The organism is Clostridioides sp. ES-S-0108-01 (genome assembly GCF_020662285.1).
GTDB lineage: Bacteria > Bacillota > Clostridia > Peptostreptococcales > Peptostreptococcaceae > Clostridioides.
The window spans coordinates 28,394-48,698 of sequence record NZ_JADGMN010000026.1 but is presented as its reverse complement, the minus strand read 5'-3'; the positions used below and the strand labels follow the sequence as shown (position 1 = coordinate 48,698).

Sequence of the window (20,305 nt, the reverse complement as noted above, 5' to 3'; positions counted from 1 at the left end):
ACAATAAATGTGTATAAAATACCATTATTAGTATTTCCTGATAATAAAAAAATATTACTAGAATTGAAAGTTTCCAGTAATATTTAGTAGCAAAAATATATATTTACACAAATCTATATACATTCTCTAGAAATACAAAAAAAGTAAGGGTCTTCATATTCTTCAGATGATCCTTCCTTCACTAAGTATCTTATTACATCTTCATTGATTTGTAGATCTATAGTATCTATTGCTCTTGATTTATCTATTGTAACTTTGGACACAAGTAAGTTCAACAATTGCTTTCTTTGTTGTATTGTACTACTCTCCTTGAATACTTCTCCAAACTTCTTCATCACTTGGCTTACTAATTCAAAATGAATTGGCTATCCTTCTATTATCATTACTTCTCTTTGAATCTCATCCAGTCTAAACTTCAAGCATTCTATTTCCTCATTCAGCTTATTTACTCTTTCAGAAATTCACTGTAGTAGTTACTTATCTTATCTATATCTATTTCCTCTATGTTTAAATTGTACCAAGCAAAGAATATTATCTTATCTATGTCTAAATTATTTATATTTTTATATTCAGTTACTATTTCGTCTAAATTATTACTATCTTTTAAAATATATTCCTTATATGTACTTATCCTCTATTCTTTTTATTACAGTTATAGTTTCATCATCTATGTTATTGTATTTATCCACTAATTGCTTTAATTTATCAAATAATAATTTATTTATTATTTCATATTTATTATTTATCATAGTCATTTCTACATTCCAATTTTTTAATTATTTACCTATTTCTACTAGGCTAAGACTCTCTACATCATGAAATTTTCCTTAAAACTAAAGTATGTATCATTATCTCCTACTATTATATAGTCTACTAATTCTATTCCTAATATTTCTCCACACTTTTTCAATCCATTGGTAATATTTTCATCTTCTTTACTACATTTTAGATTTCCTGATAGATGATTGTGAAAACAGATTATTTTTGAAGCATTGCTTAACATATCTACTTTAAAAACTTCTCTTGAATGTACTATTGCAGAATTTACACTACCAATTAAATCTACAGAAATATTTACAGGTTGATTTTTGTATCTAAACAGGCTACTACAAACTGTTCTCTATCACTATATATCAAAAAATTTTTTATTAACTTGTAAGCATCGTGCGGATTGCTTATCACTCTAGTTTCATATAGAACACTACTTCCCTTTACTAATTTCAATAAAACTATGCCAACTCTTTGTGTATGTATTTTCTTTTTATCCATTGTAATCACCTCCTTTTACTAATCTATTTTTTCAATTAGATCTTTTAATTCTTTTTAGTTGGTGTTGTTTTAGTTCTTCTATTCCATTTTTTTCTACTAAGTCTTCTACTGTCCTTTCTGTGCAGTAATTTTCATATAGTATTTCTAGGGTATTTTCTATTGTAGATAGCACTTCTATAGGTAGTTCCTTTGTTAAGTCTAAGTATTGCTTTTTCCAAATGCTTATTATTATTGTATATTCCTCCTTATTTTTAAAACAAAATAAGCCAGATGAAGTAATTTACCTCATCTAGCTTTATCATAGTTATAATATAATTTAAAATTATTTTTAATACTATTTAATTATATTCTCTGTTTTTTATTTATCATCATTTTATAATGCTATCCATAACCTAGTTTTTCAAACATCAGTCTAAATACTTCTAGGTATTTTTCTATTTTATCTGAATCCATAGACATTTCTAAGTCATCTCCTATAAAATGTGATCTGTCATTTATCCAAGAAATTAAATTTCCAATTTATAAATCTTCTTTACATATTATTTTCGCTGATAAAATTTTACTATCCTTTAATAATTTAAGTTTATTATAGCTTATATATATTCAGTTAAAAAATTGCTAAATACTTTTTTACATTTATATATTATTTCTTCTTCACTTAATAAATCATATGTATTTTCTTTTTCATATAAACATTTATTCAAAAACTTCTCTTTTGATGATATATGTCCTTTAAAAGTTATACTAAATATATCATTATATCTTTGTTTTAATCTCCAGCATTTTTCTGCAATTTTATTCTTTTCAACTATTCTATGTTCTAGTTTTTTTTTAATGTTACTTTATTACCATTAATTTAAGGTTTTAAGTTTTCAATTTCTTTATTAGCATTTTCTATAAAGTCCATACAATCTTTACTATATTTTCCTAAAGTAAAAATACCTCTAACAGATACACTTTGTGAAAAATTTTCTTTTGCAAAATCATTATTATATACCATAATTTGATTAGATGGGTTTGAATATGTTATATCACAGGTCGGATATTTTGTATAATTATTAATTACTTTAGATATCGTAGTTTTTCCACTCCCATTGCTTCCATAAAAATAATTAATTGCTGTAGGATTAATTTCTACTTCTATTTTTATTTTATTAATCAACCTTTTTCTATCCTTTTTAATAATTTTACATTTTATTATATTATAACATATGCTAATTTTTTAATTTACTTATTAATTGTTATAGTACCTTTCAAATAATAACTTCACTAGTATTAAATTTAAATTACACCAAATATTTATAACATTATCTATTACTTATATCAAATAAAAATAGGCTAGATAAGATATTTTTATCTTATCTAGCTTATTCTTAGCTATTTATATATTTAATTTTTCAACAGATTTTCTTATGTTAAACAATTGTAACAATGAAATTCTTATACTTTCATAGTAATCTTCTAAACCAAATGCTTTTAACACAGCTTTATCAAATTCAATCCTATCTATTTGATCTAATTCTTCTGTAATTGGTTTAACATCTCTAGATTCTAACTTTTTATACAATTCTATTATTTTATCTCTACTCTCATTAGTAATCAATTCAGGATTCAACATTTTGAAACGTTCTTCTACCTTATTTTTGTTTAAATCTAAAACCCCTAATCCCCTTCCAAATCCTATAGCTTCTATATAGAACAATCCTAAAATGCTATTTAACATTGCAGATAATATCATTAAATCATCTGATTTATTTTTTCTAACTAATCCTGTTAACCTTTGATCAAAAAAAACAGGGTATGGAGCTTTTGAAAAAAATAATCTCTCATCAGGATTAATTAATAATCCAATATCAAATGTATTATTTAATGACATTTCATACCAATTTAGATTAGCTCTCTTCAATTTTTCATTATATAATTTTCCGTTTTTATCTAATTTACCATTAAACTTATTTATCCAATTCTCTGCACCAATATGACCTAATTTTTTCAATTCAGCCAAAGATTTTCCACATACAAATCCATCAATAGATGCATTTAGATTCATAATATATGATGATGTATCTAATTTTTTCATGACTGGTACTATATAGTCATTCTCAATATTATGGTCTTTAGGATAAAACAAATCATTACACCCTCTACGTTCTCCTCGTTTTACTATAAAATACTTACTTATCGGTTCAACTTTATCTTTAAAATCTAGTAGCCATCTGCAGTCAGTAAACAAAGAATTTTTAATCATTCCCATAGCATCTAAATTTTTCACTTCTTCATCTGAATAAGTATTTATTGTAATTTCCTCTGTATTAATATTTCGTCTTATTTTCGCCACTAATCTAGATGCATTTTCAACTTGTGCTGTTGTATTATTATCTCCTATTAACACTTCAATTTTATCATTCAGCGTAATAAACTTAATATCACTAACTTTATCTATATCTTTTTTATTCAATATAATTATATTCGTTACAACATCTGCATTTTTGAACCATCTACCTTTTCCAGATGTTATTATACATTCAACATTATATTTTTCCTTTAATTCATCGAAAAACTTATCGCCAAATTCAGTTCCTAACCATGAATTAGAGACTATAATTCCTATTCTTCCTTGTTTTGATAAAATATCATCTAACTTCAATGATATATATGCATATAGGTCACTTCTTCCGTTAAATATTGAGTTTGTTTTATTAATAAACTCTACTGCTGTGCTGTTTAATTCTAATAAATTTTCTTGTTGCACAAATGGTAAATTTGATATTATAGAATCATATTTTCCACATTCAATACTAAGGATATTGTTACTATTTGCATCATGTATTGAAATTTCAGTCTCTGGCAGTAAATTAAAAACATCACTCTTATAAATATTTATTTGTCGCCCCATATTTTCTGGACTAGTTAATGCCAACATCGCAAATTGCAATGGATATCTAAACTTATCTCCTGCCCATACCTGACTAATAGCATCTTTACTATCAATACCTGATGTTATCTTTATATCATATGCTGCTTTTGCAATTGTTCCAGTACCACAACAAGGATCTATAACTCTAGATGCTTTATTTTTTATAGTCAATGCTGATAAGAAAACAGCTAATTCCCTTGGTGTTGAAAATTGTCCTGCCACTTTTCTCTTACTTCTAGTTACTACTTGAGTTAGTAAACTTTCTAAAATTCTATCATCATAAATTGTAAAATCTAGTTCTAACAAGTAATTATTAAAATTCAAAATTGTAGCCAAAGATGATGAATCAATATATCTTTCACCTGTTTTCTCTTCAAATATATTATAAAAATCACAATCATTTGAAATTTTATTAAATACTTCTAAACACTCATCAATCGATGATTTCTCATTTATTTCATTTATTATACTTGCTTTGCTATTGTATTTTTTTAAGATATTAGCAAATATAAATTTATTCATTAAAGATATAATTGCTAATTTAGATATCTCAAACCACTTATCGGCTTTTTTACCATAAGTAATACCTTCCATATCCCACCACAACATTATTTCATCATTTAAGTCACTATCAATTATACATGCATTCTTAATTGATTTAGAACATTCCCCCACATTATTAAACATTAATGATAGTAATTTATCACCTGCTATAGAATTTAATATTTTTTCACTTTTTAAAGTTCCATTTCTAAAAAAATAATTTAAATCATCTAATATAACATGAAGTTCATTCTTAATTTCATGCATGTTATATGAAACTTCAGTTCGTGTTGTTATATGTGATAATGAATTCCATTCTTTTATAGCTTTAAACTCATCTTCTTCATTAAGTTTTGCATACAACTTAGCAATAGAAACATTCCATACTAAAAAGCTATTCACTCCCAATAATTCAGCTTTAGTTTTTGCATTATTAATAAGATCTTTGTCATCAATATTTGTATCTGGGTACTTTAGCTCCCAACCTTGTAAAATTCTCGTTTTTCCTTTATCTCCAAATAATAATGTATCTGGAAATAATGAGCCAATGCCCGTCGATAGGCTCATTTCTCCTCCTGCATATTGTATTATACTTTCTTTACTTTCTTCACAAACATAAGTGTTTATATCTGAAATTAAATCAATTGCCCAACTTCTTTCATTATCACTTGTTGTCCCTATTATTTTCATATTCTATATTTCCCCCATGAATCTTTTTATAAGCATCATTTATTCTCTCATTACAAATATCAATTAAGTCTATTTCTTTATTTTTATATAATTGAATTCCTTCATTTTTTTCTATTCCTATAAAATTTCTTTTTTCCATTATTGCAGAAACTAAAAAGCTACCACTTCCACAAGCATTATCCAAAACTACATCATTTTCATCGGTAAAAGTCTTTATTAAATATCTCCCTAATTCAACTGGTTTTTGTGTTGAATGATATACTTTGCCTTCTGACTCTGCAGTTTTAAAATAAACAACATCTGTAGGATACCTCTGACCCTCACTCTTTACATGTATTGGATTAAAATCTCCATAACTTCCTGTTAATTGATTTTTTCTTACCCCTTTATCATATGGTTCTCCTTCTCTCATTTGAGGATTGTATATAGGTTGTTTATTATAGAATACACATATATCTTCATGCTTCCTTAATGGTTGCTTTTTTGCATTTAGAAAATTTGTTGCTTTAGATTTTTCCCAAACTAATTTATACTTGAACCATTTTTCATTGCTCAATATAAGTTTTGCTGTAAATACACCTTGTGATGTAAGTACAATAACTCCATTATCTTTTATTATTCTTTTATACTCTTTCCAAAGCTCATCAAGTGGGATAATAGAATCCCATTTATTTTGAGTAGTACCATAGGGTAAATCACACAATATCATGTCTATAGATTTATCTTCAAAATTTTTCATTACGTGAATACAATCGCCTTGAATTACTTTGTTTAAATAATTTTGTAACATTAACTTTCCTCCTGCTTCCAAAGTAAATTATATCATATAACTATTATCCTCTAATATGAAAAAGTTACTTCTGCAAATTAGAAGTAACTTTTTCATATTACCTATTTATTATTCAAAGTTCTTATTTTATTAAAACACTATCCCTTACTTGTGATACGGTTCTCCATTATTTATCCTATAGGCCCTATAAATCTGCTCTAACAATATCAATCTCATCATCTGATGAGGAAAAGTCATCCTCGAAAAAGATAACCTATAATCAGACCTTCCTAATACTTCATCAGAAAGCCCTAGAGAACTTCCAATTATAAAACAGACGCTACTATTCCCTCTAACTGCTAAATCACTCATAGTCTTAGCAAGCTCTTCAGAGGACAAATTCTTCCCATCAATAGCCAGAGCTATAACATAACTATTATGTTTTATCTTCCCTAAAATTTTCTTTCCTTCTTTATCTTTTATAATTTCCATTTCTTTAATACTCAAATTTTCTGGAGCTTTTTCATCATCCAACTCTATAATTTCAAGCTTACAGTACTTAGAAAGCCTCTTCTTAAATTCATCAATACCTAACTTTAAATATTTTTCTTTAATTTTACCTACTACAACTATACTTATATTCATATGTTTCTCCTAAACTTGATTTTGCTACAAATTTATATACTAATATAATTTACAAACTGTTATAAAATTATCTCACTCTTTATTGATTTGTATACTCTACGAACTTGTCAAAAAATATAATCTTACTAAATAGTACCCTCAATATATTTCACATCCTAAGCTATAAATTTATCTCTTTGATTCAAATTGATAAAAGCAGTTGAGCCCATCATGATAGTAGATATCGCTAAAATACTTTCTTGTTCACCTCTACTTCATCTCATAGACATTAGAAACATCGTTTCGTGATAGTACATCTAACTTTACATCTTGTCCAACTACTATATCATTTGATGCTAATACTCCTTTTGAAGTTTCATATGCCAATTCTGGAAAATTATTTTCTTTACTTAAGTGTGCTAATAATATAGATTCTGTACCTTTATTAATCAACTCAACACAGAAGTCAGCAGCATCCTCATTAGATAAATGTCCAGTATTTGACATCACTCTTTTCTTTAAAGCATATGTATATGAACCCATCATAAGCATATTAGGATCATAATTTGATTCTAGCACTACTAATTTAGATTTATACAGATGTTTTTTTATATTTTGAGTTATACATCCTATATCAGTAGCTATAGATATCTTTTCATCACTCTCTGTGTAAAAATTATACCCAACTGGGTCAGACGCATCATGTTCTATTGAAAAAGGTCTGACTATAATATCTCCCAGTGAATAAGTTTTATCATTTTCAAAAACTTTCATATTTTTATCTTTGATATCACCTAACTTATCCTTCATAGAACACCACGTCTTTATGTTAGCAAATATTGGTATATCAAACTTTCTTGATAATATACCTGCCCCTTTTATGTGGTCAACATGCTCATGTGTTATAAATATTCCTTTTAATTTATCTGCATCTACATCAATGTCTTTAAGACCTGTAGTTATTCTTTTTCCACTTAATCCTGCATCTACTAGTATACTGGTATTTTTATACCCTATATAATGGCAGTTTCCACTACTGCCACTTCCAACTGAACAATACTTTAGCATTCCTTCACCTCTTTTTCTGCCTTATAAATTATATTATACCAAAAAAACAGGAGTTGTCTCGAAATTGATTTTTTCCAATCAAATTCTAAGTTCAACTCCTGTTTTGAATTTTCATGAGTTATTTTTGATACTTCATGTTAACGAATAGGTAACATCATTTTAGTCAATAGTTCGTTTGTTGGACGATTTGGTGTATTTAAGTACTGATAATAAATTTCTCCAATAATTTCATAGGGGCTACTTTGTATCCATGCAAACAATTCTTCTAACGTAGAATCTTGCAAAAGATAATCACCTTGGTCAATTGCAGTAACTATCTTCTGTGCAGGTATTTCTATGCTCTGAATATCATCGACACCTTCCATCTTAGTTGAAGTAGGGAAACCTATCTCAATGTCCAAATTTTCTAAATCCATGTTGTGAAAGCAGACAATAGGTTCTCCTGCCACGAAAGTATTTTTTCTTTTTACATAGCCCATGATTTTCGCATATCCTTGAGCAGAGAACTCTTGAAATTCATCCATGAAGTTAATTGTTTTTCTTATTACTAAAGCATAATATGCACTCTGTTCAACTACAGTAATATCTGTTATTCTTGACATCTTATCTCCTCCAACAAGTTTATTTTATTTTTTGAGGGGCTTTCTCACGCTTATGCGACTAAAAATACCCTTAGTATTTTCCTTGATTTGTTCCTATAAAATCAAGCCTTTGTACATGACTAGATTTTCTACTTTTAAAGGTTTTATATTTCATTATCTATTTCATCTTACTATTATAAATGCTCTTCAATGTAATCCATTACTAATTGAATTACTTTTCATTCATGACATAACTGCCTTCCTAATTTATTTTTCTTTATAGTTAACATGATACCACCTATTATAGATTATGGCTTGTCCTACAGTGCTCTTTTTGAGTTCCAAATTAATGCTATTATTAAATGGCATAAGTATAGTTGAATACTATAAATAGTGTTTATTTTTAAATAGCAATCAAATATGATAATTGTTCTTTGTACAAAAAAAGGAAATGCTTCAAACTCCCATTTTGAAACATCTCCTGTACAAAATTTACTTGTATTCACTTATAATCTTATTTATATCTACCCCCTTACTATTCCATAGCTCTACAAAAGCTTTTCCATTAACGTTTTTATATTTATATTTATTATAATATTCATTTAAAGTCTCAAAGAATACTTTATCACCAACTTCTTTTCTTATTTGATTAAAAGCTATTGCCCCTTTTGTGTAAACATTTAAACTATATTCAGTAGAATTTTTATATTCATTTGTTGGTTTAAATATATTCTCACTCAAATAACTCTTTGTCTGTATTTCCATTGTCTTTATAAGCTTATTTGCCATTTCCTTACCATACTTCTGCTCAAAGTAAACTATTGTAGAATATTCAGTAAGTGCCTCATCCAACCAAGGTTCACTTATTTCATCATTTCCAACAGCAGAATACCACCATTGATGTGCTGTCTCATGAGCAATAACATATTCTAGTAAAAATTCATTTTTTTCATTATATAGGCTTTGATCTATCATAACAAGCATAGGATATTCCATTCCCCCTATAAAAAAGTCACTTGCTACAACAGAGTATTCTTTATACGGATATTTCCCAAATAATTCACTAAATATATTTATTGAATCTTTTGCAACTTCAGTTGCTTTTTTAGAAAGATTTTTATTTAAATTGTATGTATTAATAGCTACTCCTCTTGAATCAACCTTATTTACATCAAATTTACTACTTAATATAAATGCAAAATCTCTAACATTTTCAGCTTCTATTTCATATAACATCTTCTTATTATCATGTTTATCATCAATAAGTTTTCCCGTATGAGCAATTTTATATTTATTTGGAATCAATAGTTTCACATGAAAATCACTAGTCTCACTATAAAATGGGTCACCAATAGCTTCATAACTCTTTAAATTCCATCCTCTTTCATCATTTACACAAGCTATAGGAAACCAATTAGTAACATTTATAGTATTTTCTCCATATCCAAATCTTCCAACTGAATTTGGTATTTTTACATTATATTTTATATCTAATGACATTCTTTCATTCGGTTTTAATTCTTTCCCTAATTCAATTTCTAATATATCGTTTTTATCCCCTTTAATTTTATACTCCATTTTACTATTCTTATTTAATATATTTTTTATATCTATATACCCTTCATTAAATCCATTAGGATAAGCCCTTGTCATTTCACTTTTTTCAAAAGGAGCAAAATCTTTTTTGGAAAAAGCATTCGGATATATGTGGAAATATATTTTATCTATGTTTGATTTTGTATTATTTATGTACTCAACATTCTGATTACACATTAGCCTCTTAGTCTCATCATCAAATATAACATCCATATTATATTGATTTATTTTTGAATCAATTTTTTCTTTGTATGTTTCTAAACTGTCATCCTTTTCTATAAAGCAACCTATTATTAATACCATAAATAGAATTGCTACTGATAATGTTCTTCTTACTTTTTGGTTGAATTTTATAACCAAAATATCTCCTCCTTTTCAAAATGAATATTTCTAGAAAATATTTACATGCTAATCTTATGACCTTTTATTTGTTTACAGACAAATATAATATAAAAAATGATATAATTTAATCTGAGGTGATAAAATGTTTTTTAAAGAAAGCAATGAAATAGATTTAGGTGAAATCACTATTCCCAATATCTTTATAGATATATTTATGCCAATGGCGGACGGGTTATACGTAAAAGTTTATCTTTTGGGATATAGACAGGCATGTGATATTACTTCTAATCCTAAGTTCGACAATAATTCAATAGCCAAAAACCTAAATATACCCTTATCTGATGTGTTATCTGCTTGGAAATTCTGGGAAGAAAAGAAGATTATAAAAATACATGACAATGGAGAATATGATAATTTTAATTATTCAATAGAATTTTTAGATTTAAAAAATTTCTATATTGAGAATATATTAGGTAATAATTCATCTATAAAATCTAATACAGATCAAGTTGTATCTACTTCTGAAAATCCAAGTATTAGAAAAATGTTTAATTCTATAAATAAAATAGTTGGTCGATATCTCGACCCAAGTGAGAAGATTAGTATTATGGATATAATGAATAAATACAATATGAGTCCTGATATGATACTTTGTGCTTATGAATATGTCAAAGATAAAACTGGTACATCAAAGCCAGTTAAATACATTGAAGGCATTATCAGGAATTGGTATGATTCAAATTTATATACACCAAAGGATGTTGAAGAAAGCTTTTTAGTTAGAAGTGAAAGATATATTTTATATAAAACGATTTTCAATGAATTGGGATTTTCAAGACAACCATCAAAATCAGAAAAAGAGCTTATGGACACTTGGTTTGATGAATTTGATATGGATATAGAACTGATAATAAATGCCTGTTCTAAATCTAAAAATATTTCAAACCCAAACATATCTTATATAAATGGTATAGTTAAAAATTGGAATGAAAAAAATATAAAAAATTTAAATGATTTAAAGCAAAAAGAGGAAGAACGTATAGTTAAGGAGAATATTAATAAGAAGCAGATTAATACTACTCAAAACAACAGTACTTACAAGAAAACTAAGTTCCATAATTTCAACGAAACATTTACTCAGTATACTTCTGATGAACTCGATGAGATTATTAAAAAAAGTCAAAAAGAAAAGTTTAAGTAGGTGATTAAATGAATGAGGATAAAATAAGAAAAATACTTGCTAAATACGATAAGAGAAGAGATAACAATGAACTCTTATTAGAACATAGAAAAAATGAGGTATATAATAGAATCCCTGAAATAAAATCTATAGATGATGAAATTTCTAAAATAGGTCTTAGATTAGCTAAAATAGTGCTTTTAAATCCTAAGTCTAAAGATGAAATTGTAAATAAGACTAAAGAGAATATAGAATCCTTAAAAATAAAGAAAGAAAAACTTTTAGCTGAAAATAATATACCTCTTGATTACTTGGAAATAAAGTTTCAATGTGCTTCTTGTAAAGATAAAGGTTTTTTACCTAATGGTGAAAAATGTTCTTGTCTTAAACAAGAAATTGTAAATGAAGCTTATAAGATGTCTAATTTAGACAGGATTTTAAGTCAGGAAAATTTTTCGAATTTTAACTTGAATATATTTTCTCCTAAGAAAGGTTCTAATGGAGAAATATCTCCTAGAGAAAATATGCTAAATAATTTAAGTATCTGCGAAAATTTTGTTCATGATTTTAATAAAGATAATAATGAAAATCTACTATTTTATGGTTCTACTGGACTAGGAAAAACATATATGTGCAATTGTATTGCAAAGGATTTGTTGGATAAAGGTAATGTTGTAATCTACCAGACTTCTTTCAGAATCTTAGATATTCTTGAAGATTATAAATTTAGGAGAGACACAAATAATCAGATAAGTGAAGATAATTATAAAAACTTGTTTGATTGTGATTTATTAATAATAGATGACCTTGGTACTGAACTTAATAATTCTTTTACTAGTGGAGAAATCTTCAATATTGTAAATACAAGACTTGTCGATGGTAAAAAAATTATTATCTCAACCAACTTAACACCATCTCAGATAGGAAATACTTATACTCAAAGAACTCTCTCTAGAATCTTAGATAAGTTTAGAATTTTAGAATTTACTGGAGATGATTTGAGATGGGAAAGATTCAAATAAACTAGCCCTTAAAAAACATTTTTTTATTTTTAAATAGAGAGGTAAGAACAAACTTGCTTCTCTGTTTAAAACTTATACTACATAAATTAAGCTATCCTTTTTATTTTTCTATTTACATATCTAATGTATTCTCAATATAATAAATCTTTTACGTTCTTTGTAATTTATATTTATTGGCACTATAAATTTATTATATTATTCAATACGTTTCTATAATTATTCTAAATTTTAGTTTTAAAACTATAGTGTTAGAAATAATTAAATATTTTGTTGTAATTAAATTTCATTTTTCATACAATAAAAAATGAAATTAAAAAAAGATACTTAAAAGTATCCTGTAACATAGAAAATTATATTAATTTAAATTTATGTACCTTGTGGAGCTGGTGATAGGAATCGAACCTACAACCTGCTGATTACAAGTCAGCTGCTCTACCGTTGAGCCACACCAGCATATAATCTAATCTTTATCTCTAATTCAAAATTTGGTGGGACTAACAGGGCTCGAACCTGTGACCCCCTGCTTGTAAGGCAGGTGCTCTCCCAGCTGAGCTATAGTCCCATACTGGTGACTCGTAGGGGAATTGAACCCCTGTTACCGCCGTGAAAGGGCGGTGTCTTAACCTCTTGACCAACGAGCCATATTTTGGTGATCTATCCGCGACTCGAACGCGGGACACCCTGATTAAAAGTCAGGTGCTCTACCGACTGAGCTAATAGACCACATTCTTTCGACTTTTTTCGTCGTTTCTTTCACTTTCTTTCACTCACAAATTATATTATAACTGCTGTATAATTTTTAGTCAATAGTTTTTTTATTTCTTTAGTATATAATTAAAATACTCTGGAGTTGTCTATTTTCAACAAAATATTTTAAATAAAATATATAATTAGAATACAGAAATATGACTTTAATTACACTTAAAATATACATAAATTTTAAGTAAGTAAAAATTTGATATAAATCTAATGCAAAAGAGTATCTCTAATAACTACAATCATTACCTTGAGATACTCTTTCCTTATTATTCAAAATTTAACTTTTTTAATAAAATATTAAGCAAATATATTTTTTCTTATTATTGTTTGAGCTCTGTTAGGACCAACAGAAACCATGTCTACACTTACTCCGACCAACTCTTCTATTTTAGCTATATATTTCTTTGCATTTTCTGGAAGATTATCAAAATTATCTACTTGAGTTATATCTTCGTTCCATCCATCTAACTCTTCATATACAGGTTCACATTTTGCTAAGTCATCTAATGAAGCTGGAAAATCTGTTATTATTTTATCACCCATTTTGTAAGATGTACAAACTTTTATTTTATCAAATCCAGTTAAGACATCCAGTAACATAAATGAAATACTAGTCAATCCATTAACTCTAGCAGCATACTTAACTATAACTGCATCAAACCATCCACATCTTCTTGGTCTACCAGTAGTTACTCCAAATTCACGACCTTGTTCTCTTATTTTGTCACCAGTTTCATTTATTTGCTCTGTAACAAACGGTCCTTCTCCAACTCTTGTAGTATATGCCTTTACAATACCAACAACGTCTTTTATCATATTTGGTCCTATTCCTGCACCAATCGCAAATCCGCCAGATGTTGGATGAGAGGATGTAACAAATGGATAAGTTCCTAAATCTAAATCTAATAAAGTCCCTTGTGCTCCTTCAAATAATACTTTTTTACCTGCTTTTATTGCATCATATACAATAACTGATGTATCTGCCACATATTTTCTTATTTGCTCTGCGTATCCCACATATTCATTATATATAGTTTCAAAATCAAACAATTCTTCTTTTCCATATATATTTTTAACTATTTCATTTTTAGCATCTATTTGAGCTTTTAATTTTATAGCGAATTTCTCTTTATCCATTAAGTCACATATTCTAATTCCAGATCTCTCTGTTTTATCCATATAACAAGGTCCAATACCTTTTTTTGTTGTACCTATCTTTAAATCTCCTCTGGCTTCTTCTGACAATGCATCTAGTTCTTTATGATATGGGAATATGACATGTGCTCTATCACTTATTTTTATATTTTCTGTACTTATATTATCCGCTTTAAACATTTCCAATTCTTCTAAAAATCCTTTAGGGTCAAACACTATTCCATTTCCGATTATATTTACTGTATTTGGATTTAAAACTCCAGATGGAATTAAATGTAGTGCGTATTTTTTACCTTCTACAACTAATGTATGTCCTGCATTGTTTCCACCTTGCCCTCTTACTACTACATCTGCTTGAGTAGCAAGATAATCTATAACTTTACCTTTACCTTCATCTCCCCATTGAGAACCAACAATTGCAACTGTTTTCATGTAATTCACCTCTATATTTTATATACTCTCGAACACTTTACTTACTTATTCTATCAAATATTCGTATTTTTTTCAACTTTTTTAGCATTCTCCAATATTTAACATATATTCTTCTATTTTTGAAAATTCTTCTTTCTCTATTATTTCTTTTTCAGATTTTATAATTTTTTCCATAAATTTATCCACATCTAAAAGTTTTTCTAATTTACATATGTTAATTATGTTTCCAAAGTTTGTATTAGTCATGTTTATATAATATTGATTATCCACATTATTAGCATAAACAACAATAGATTCTCTTAAATTACTATCAATTACTCTAAATAAGTTTATTTCATCAAGTACTTTAATTATATTGGGATATATATATTTTAAGCTTATTTTTTCCATATTATTCCTCCTAATAATTAATATTTATACACAGATAAAGCAAGCCAAAAGCTTGCTTTATCTACTTATTCACACTTATCAACAGGCCATCTGTGGATAATGTGGATAATTTTTTAGCTAAATTTCAATGTTTAGCCATATTTAGTGACATGTATCCACATTTTTCCTGTAGAAAGAAAGGATGTTCTGTGGATATTAGTTAGATTATAGGTCTCTCAACTTATCCCCAAATCTTTGAACTTCACCAAGCCAAACAAGTTCCACAGAGCCAGTTTCACCATGTCTATTTTTTGATATTATTACTTCTCCTATATTTTTACTTTCAGAATCAGCATGATAATATTCGTCTCTATATAGAAACATGACTATATCTGCATCCTGCTCTATTGCTCCAGATTCTCTTAAGTCAGATAACATAGGTCTATGGTCTGCTCTTTGTTCTGGTGCACGTGATAGCTGAGATAATGCTACCACAGGACAGTTTAGTTCTTTTGCTAGTACCTTTAATGACCTTGATATTTTAGATATCTCTTGTTGTCTACTCTCATTATTACCTTCACCTTCCATAAGTTGAAGATAATCAATAAGCACTAAATCTAGTCCTTTTTCTATTTTTAACTTTCTACACTTTGACCTTAGTTCTGATATTTTTATACCAGGAGTATCATCTATGTGTATTTTTGCATCTGATAACACTGCCATAGCATCTATAATTCTAGGCCAGTCATTATCATTAAGTGTTCCAGTCTTTATTTTTTTTAATTCTACACTAGACTGTGAAGATAACATACGTTGTACTAATTGTTCCTTAGACATCTCTAAACTAAATACAGCTACAGAAGCATCACCTTTTAAGGCTGCATTTTGAACTAAGTTTAAAGAAAAAGCAGTTTTACCCATTGCTGGTCTAGCTGCAATTAATATTAAATCAGTTCTTTGAAGACCATTTATTTTTTTGTTTAAATCTTTAAAACCAGTAGTTATACCAGTAACATCACTCTTATTGGTATATAATTTTTCTATCATATCATAGGCATCCATCAAAACTAAGTTTATAGATTTAAAATCATCACTAGTTTTCTCCTGTGATATATCAAATATACTCTTCTCAGCTTGTTCTAAAACATCTTCAATCTTAGTTGCTCCACTATATCCTAGATTTATTATTTCATTAGAAGCTTTTATAAGCTTTCTAAGTACAGACTTTTCTTTTACTATGTCAGCATAGTATTTTACGTTTGAAGTCGTCGGTACTATAGTAGAAAGACTTGTAATATAACTGATTCCTCCAATATCATTAAGATGCCCTTGTTTTCTTAGCTCTTCTGTCAATGTTATCAGGTCTATAGGCTCACCTTTATTACTTAAAGTTATCATACATTCATATATTATTTTGTGAGCCTCTTTATAGAAGTCATCAGGCTTTATAGTTTCTGTAACCGTTATTATAGCATCTTTATCTAGAAGTATAGAACCAAGTATTGATTGTTCAGATTCTACACTATGAGGAGGAATTCTCGTCATATCTTCCATCTTAATCACCTCTAGTTATTACTGTTTTTCTTTTACATCCACTCTTATTTTAGTAGTTACTTTTTGATGTATTTTTATTTCTACAAAAGTTGAACCTAAAGCTCTTATTGGCTCATCTAATAATATTTTTCTTTTATCTACGTCTATGTCTTTTTGTTTCTTTAATTGCTCAGCAATTTCTTTAGCAGTTATTGAACCAAATAATCTTCCACCTTCCCCTGCTTTTGAATATATTTCTATATTAATTTCTTCCATTTGCTTACCTAATAAAACTGCTTCTTCATACTCTTTTTGTGCTTTTATTTCTTTAGATTTATTCTTTTCATTTAACTCTTTTATTGCTACACTATCTGCTTGCACAGCCATCTTTTTAGGAAATAAGAAATTTCTTGCATATCCATCACTTACTTCTTTCATTTCTCCCTTTTTACCAGTTCCTTTTACGTCTTTCAATAATATAACTTTCATCTATTCTTCCTCCTCCAAATACTCCTCTATTATTTTATTTACCATCTTATAAGCTTCTTTTAGAGAAACATTTTTTAACTGTGCTCCAGCTATATCTATATGTCCCCCGCCTCCTAATTTTTCCATAAGTACATGTACATTTATTTGTCCTAAAGACCTAGCACTTACAAATATAGTATCATCTTTTTCACCTAATACAAAGGAAGCTTCTACTTCTTTGATGTTTAGTAACTCATCAGCAGTTTGAGCTATTATAACATTTATACTATCTACTTCAGTACTTGAATATGCTAGACATATTCTATTATTTATTATTTTAGTACTTTGAATTATTTCAGCTTTTATTATGAAGTCTTTTACATCAGAATTGAAGAACTTCTTGACCTCTATAGTATCTGCTCCAACTTTTCTAAGGTAAGAAGCAGCTTCAAAAGTCCTAACACCTGTTTTAAATGCAAAGTTTTTAGTATCTAGACTTATACCTGCTAAAAGCCCTTCAGCTGTAAGTTTATTTATTGTTACATCTTCATCCATATACTGAACTAACTCTGTAACCATTTCACATGTTGAAGATACATATATCTCATGGAATAAAAGTACTGCATCATTTATGAACTCAACACCTCTTCTATGATGGTCTATAACTACTACCTTCTCTGATAGCTTTAACAGTTCTTCACATTCAGTATAATTAGGTCTATGAGTATCAACTACTACAACTAATGTATTTTTAGTACAGTTGTCAATAGCCTCCTCTTTTCCAATAAACAACTTCTTATAGTAACTATTTTCATTTATTTTATTTATAAATATTTCTATAGATTCATTTACAGATTGTAAAACTATGTTTGCGGTTTTGTTACAGGATTTACATATATCATAAACTCCAACTGCTGCTCCCATAGCATCCATATCTGGATATTTATGTCCCATTATATAAACTTGATCACTTTGTTGTATGACCTCTCTTAAAGCATGACCTATTAATCTGGATTTTACTTTGGTTTTCTTTTCTACAGCTTTAGATTTTCCTCCATAAAATACAAATTTATCTTTTGTTTTTACAACAGCCTGGTCACCACCTCTACCAAGTGCTAAATCAAGAGCACCTGTAGCAAGCTTTAGGTTCTCATTTAATGTATCTCCATCTATACCAATTCCTATACTTATAGTAACAGGAAGATTATTTCCATAATCAATATGTCTTATTGTATCTAAAATAGAAAACTTCTCAGCTTCCAATTTTTTTAACTCTTTTTTATGCATCACCAAGAAGAATTTATCTTTTGAAGTTCTTCTCAATGCACCATTTGAATTTAATTCTAAAGCAGAAAGTATTTTTTCTACTTCAACATTAATTAAAGCCCTCTTATCTTCTGCTGCACTTTTTAATACTTCATCATATCCATCTACTTGTATTAGCATCATTGCATTTTTTTCATCATCATAATCTTGTTTTACTTTTAAATATTCAGTCTTGTCTATCCAGTATAATATCATCAAATATTTAGGATTCTTTTCTTGGTCATTTTTTATAACATTATAAATTATTGTATATTCTTTTTCTTTGTAGTTTATTTCTGTGTACATCTCTTTATTTTCATTTAATACTTTTCTTAAATTAAGATTTTTAACTATGTCTTCTATATTTTTATCCAGTAAATCTTTTTGACCAATCATATCATAAAACTTTCCATTATACCAGGATATATTTCCATCAAATTCTAATATACATAGTGGTATTGGAAGATTTATTATAGCTTTTTTAGTTGTTTCATCTATATCTAAAGATAAATTTTGAATATACTCTGTCCATTCATGACGTCTGATATTAGTTGTTCTCCAGTTGTGAAAAACCATATATACAAAAATACAGAAAAATAAACACCCTACATACAAGTTGTAATAAAGCAAAATTATACTAGAAATACCAATAACAATTATATATAAATTTATTTCTGGCATATTTAATTTAAAGGTTTGTTTATTACTCATTTCTATCCTCCTAAGTGGATTTATAACTTCTTACCTTTCTAAAGTCAATTATACTATCTACCATACCAACAAAAGATATTCCCATAAATCCAAATAAACATAAAATTATCCCTGAAAGAAACATAATTTTATTTGGTCCTTGTCTTATCCATTTCTTTAAAAAATAAATACAAACTGCTATACCTTGAATTACAAACATTAAATTAAAAACTAGCTGTAAATTAGTCATTATTAATTCTGTATATAGTTTTGAACCAATAATTTGAATAAATAATACTAACAAATAAAGTAAGAATGTTGTGAGTATAGCATTTCCTGGTAAATAAAAGTCAGCAAATTTAGGAAATCTTATATTCATCTTTGTAATTCTTTTAATAAAAAATACACTTAAATAATATGTTACAAATGCTGATAACAACCCTTGTAAAAATAACATCATTGGTAGCATATTTGTAAAATAACTTACAATCTCATCTGGCTTCATTTTATCAAACACTTTAAGCTCAGTTGCAGAAAAACTATTTTTTTGAATATTTACAACTTCTGTTATCATCTTAGAAGCTTCATCTAATAGATTTACATTTAAAAATATCTTTAATACAAAAAAATATACAAGCATTGAAAGTACAAATATTATAGTTCCACCATATATTGGTTCAAATTTATTACTATCCTCTTGTTCAAAACTTCTCTTTAACATCTTTCCTATTGCTATACCTGGTAAAGAATACATTATACATATATTTAATGCATAAGAAATGTCTGCAAATAGAGCAAGTACGCAAAATGTAATTAAAATAGATATAAAAGAATACTTTCTATCAGTAATAGCACCTATAATTACATATGGAACAGCTGCTAATATACTAAACATTCCTAGCATTGGAATATAGGCTATTACTAAAGCGATTATTATAGCTAAAACTATTATAGAAATTGCTTTAGATAGTCTAATTTTATTATTCAATTTAA

General features: G+C 27.5%; 19 protein-coding genes and 4 tRNA genes. 2 read left to right on the top strand and 21 right to left on the bottom strand.

The features are described 5' to 3' along the window. Positions 1-113: 113 nt before the first annotated feature. From IR152_RS17370 to IR152_RS17325, 11 genes are all read right to left on the bottom strand, one after another. A complete protein-coding gene (locus IR152_RS17370; RefSeq protein ID WP_227453149.1) occupies positions 114-335 on the bottom strand; it encodes a hypothetical protein in 222 nt (73 codons plus the stop codon). Positions 336-617: 282 nt separating this feature from the next. After that, positions 618-749, bottom strand: coding sequence for a hypothetical protein (locus IR152_RS20135; protein WP_255624992.1), 132 nt, complete (start codon positions 747-749; stop codon positions 618-620). 59 nt (positions 750-808) lie between these two features. Further along, the gene (locus IR152_RS17365; protein WP_311315454.1) at positions 809-1,036 is read right to left on the bottom strand and encodes a JAB domain-containing protein; all 228 of its coding nucleotides are present in this window, start codon (positions 1,034-1,036) and stop codon (positions 809-811) included. A 38-nt stretch (positions 1,037-1,074) separates the two neighbouring features. Further along, a complete protein-coding gene (locus tag IR152_RS17360) occupies positions 1,075-1,269 on the bottom strand; it encodes a JAB domain-containing protein (protein ID WP_227453148.1) in 195 nt (64 codons plus the stop codon). Between the two features lie 856 nt (positions 1,270-2,125). Beyond that, positions 2,126-2,431, bottom strand: a complete 306-nt coding sequence (locus tag IR152_RS17355) for an AAA family ATPase (RefSeq protein WP_227453147.1) — start codon at positions 2,429-2,431, stop codon at positions 2,126-2,128. Positions 2,432-2,650: 219 nt separating this feature from the next. Beyond that, positions 2,651-5,419: an N-6 DNA methylase gene (locus IR152_RS17350; protein WP_227453146.1), complete on the bottom strand. Its 2,769-nt coding sequence runs from the start codon at positions 5,417-5,419 to the stop codon at positions 2,651-2,653. Continuing rightward, positions 5,394-6,209, bottom strand: a complete 816-nt coding sequence (locus IR152_RS17345; RefSeq protein WP_227453145.1) for a site-specific DNA-methyltransferase — start codon at positions 6,207-6,209, stop codon at positions 5,394-5,396. The genes IR152_RS17350 and IR152_RS17345 overlap by 26 nt, the downstream gene beginning before the upstream one ends. 144 nt (positions 6,210-6,353) lie before the next feature. Beyond that, complete coding sequence (rlmH, locus tag IR152_RS17340) at positions 6,354-6,833, bottom strand: 23S rRNA (pseudouridine(1915)-N(3))-methyltransferase RlmH (protein ID WP_227453144.1); 480 nt, start codon at positions 6,831-6,833, stop codon at positions 6,354-6,356. Between the two features lie 249 nt (positions 6,834-7,082). Further along, positions 7,083-7,880 (bottom strand): MBL fold metallo-hydrolase, encoded by a 798-nt coding sequence (locus IR152_RS17335; RefSeq protein ID WP_227453143.1) that lies wholly within the window; start codon positions 7,878-7,880, stop codon positions 7,083-7,085. A 137-nt stretch (positions 7,881-8,017) separates the two neighbouring features. After that, the gene (locus IR152_RS17330) at positions 8,018-8,482 is read right to left on the bottom strand and encodes a GyrI-like domain-containing protein (RefSeq protein ID WP_227453142.1); all 465 of its coding nucleotides are present in this window, start codon (positions 8,480-8,482) and stop codon (positions 8,018-8,020) included. A 471-nt stretch (positions 8,483-8,953) separates the two neighbouring features. After that, the gene (locus tag IR152_RS17325) at positions 8,954-10,417 is read right to left on the bottom strand and encodes a M1 family metallopeptidase (RefSeq protein WP_227453141.1); all 1,464 of its coding nucleotides are present in this window, start codon (positions 10,415-10,417) and stop codon (positions 8,954-8,956) included. 124 nt (positions 10,418-10,541) lie between these two features. Here IR152_RS17325 and IR152_RS17320 point away from each other — a divergent pair, with 124 nt between their 5' ends. Both IR152_RS17320 and IR152_RS17315 read left to right on the top strand, forming a co-directional pair. Next, positions 10,542-11,600 (top strand): DnaD domain protein, encoded by a 1,059-nt coding sequence (locus IR152_RS17320; RefSeq protein WP_227453140.1) that lies wholly within the window; start codon positions 10,542-10,544, stop codon positions 11,598-11,600. A gap of 8 nt (positions 11,601-11,608) precedes the next feature. Further along, a complete protein-coding gene (locus tag IR152_RS17315; protein ID WP_227453139.1) occupies positions 11,609-12,601 on the top strand; it encodes an ATP-binding protein in 993 nt (330 codons plus the stop codon). A 378-nt stretch (positions 12,602-12,979) separates the two neighbouring features. Here IR152_RS17315 and IR152_RS17310 read toward each other — a convergent pair. From IR152_RS17310 to IR152_RS17265, 10 genes are all read right to left on the bottom strand, one after another. Further along, positions 12,980-13,054, bottom strand: a tRNA-Thr gene (locus IR152_RS17310). A gap of 33 nt (positions 13,055-13,087) precedes the next feature. Next, positions 13,088-13,163: transfer RNA gene (locus tag IR152_RS17305), tRNA-Val, on the bottom strand. A 4-nt stretch (positions 13,164-13,167) separates the two neighbouring features. Next, a tRNA-Glu gene (locus IR152_RS17300) sits at positions 13,168-13,242 on the bottom strand. A 6-nt stretch (positions 13,243-13,248) separates the two neighbouring features. Beyond that, positions 13,249-13,324: transfer RNA gene (locus IR152_RS17295), tRNA-Lys, on the bottom strand. A 333-nt stretch (positions 13,325-13,657) separates the two neighbouring features. After that, complete coding sequence (locus IR152_RS17290; RefSeq protein ID WP_227453138.1) at positions 13,658-14,947, bottom strand: adenylosuccinate synthase; 1,290 nt, start codon at positions 14,945-14,947, stop codon at positions 13,658-13,660. A gap of 81 nt (positions 14,948-15,028) precedes the next feature. Beyond that, positions 15,029-15,337 (bottom strand): hypothetical protein, encoded by a 309-nt coding sequence (locus IR152_RS17285; protein WP_227453137.1) that lies wholly within the window; start codon positions 15,335-15,337, stop codon positions 15,029-15,031. Positions 15,338-15,541: 204 nt separating this feature from the next. After that, entirely contained in the window at positions 15,542-16,870 is a 1,329-nt protein-coding gene (gene dnaB / locus IR152_RS17280) for a replicative DNA helicase (RefSeq protein WP_227453136.1), read from the bottom strand. An 18-nt stretch (positions 16,871-16,888) separates the two neighbouring features. Then, positions 16,889-17,338, bottom strand: a complete 450-nt coding sequence (rplI, locus tag IR152_RS17275) for a 50S ribosomal protein L9 (protein WP_227453135.1) — start codon at positions 17,336-17,338, stop codon at positions 16,889-16,891. Beyond that, on the bottom strand, positions 17,339-19,333 hold the full coding sequence (locus IR152_RS17270) for a DHH family phosphoesterase (RefSeq protein ID WP_227453134.1): 1,995 nt from the start codon (positions 19,331-19,333) through the stop codon (positions 17,339-17,341). It lies immediately after the preceding gene. Between the two features lie 10 nt (positions 19,334-19,343). After that, positions 19,344-20,300, bottom strand: coding sequence for a YybS family protein (locus IR152_RS17265; protein ID WP_227453133.1), 957 nt, complete (start codon positions 20,298-20,300; stop codon positions 19,344-19,346). Between the last annotated feature and the right edge of the window lie 5 nt (positions 20,301-20,305).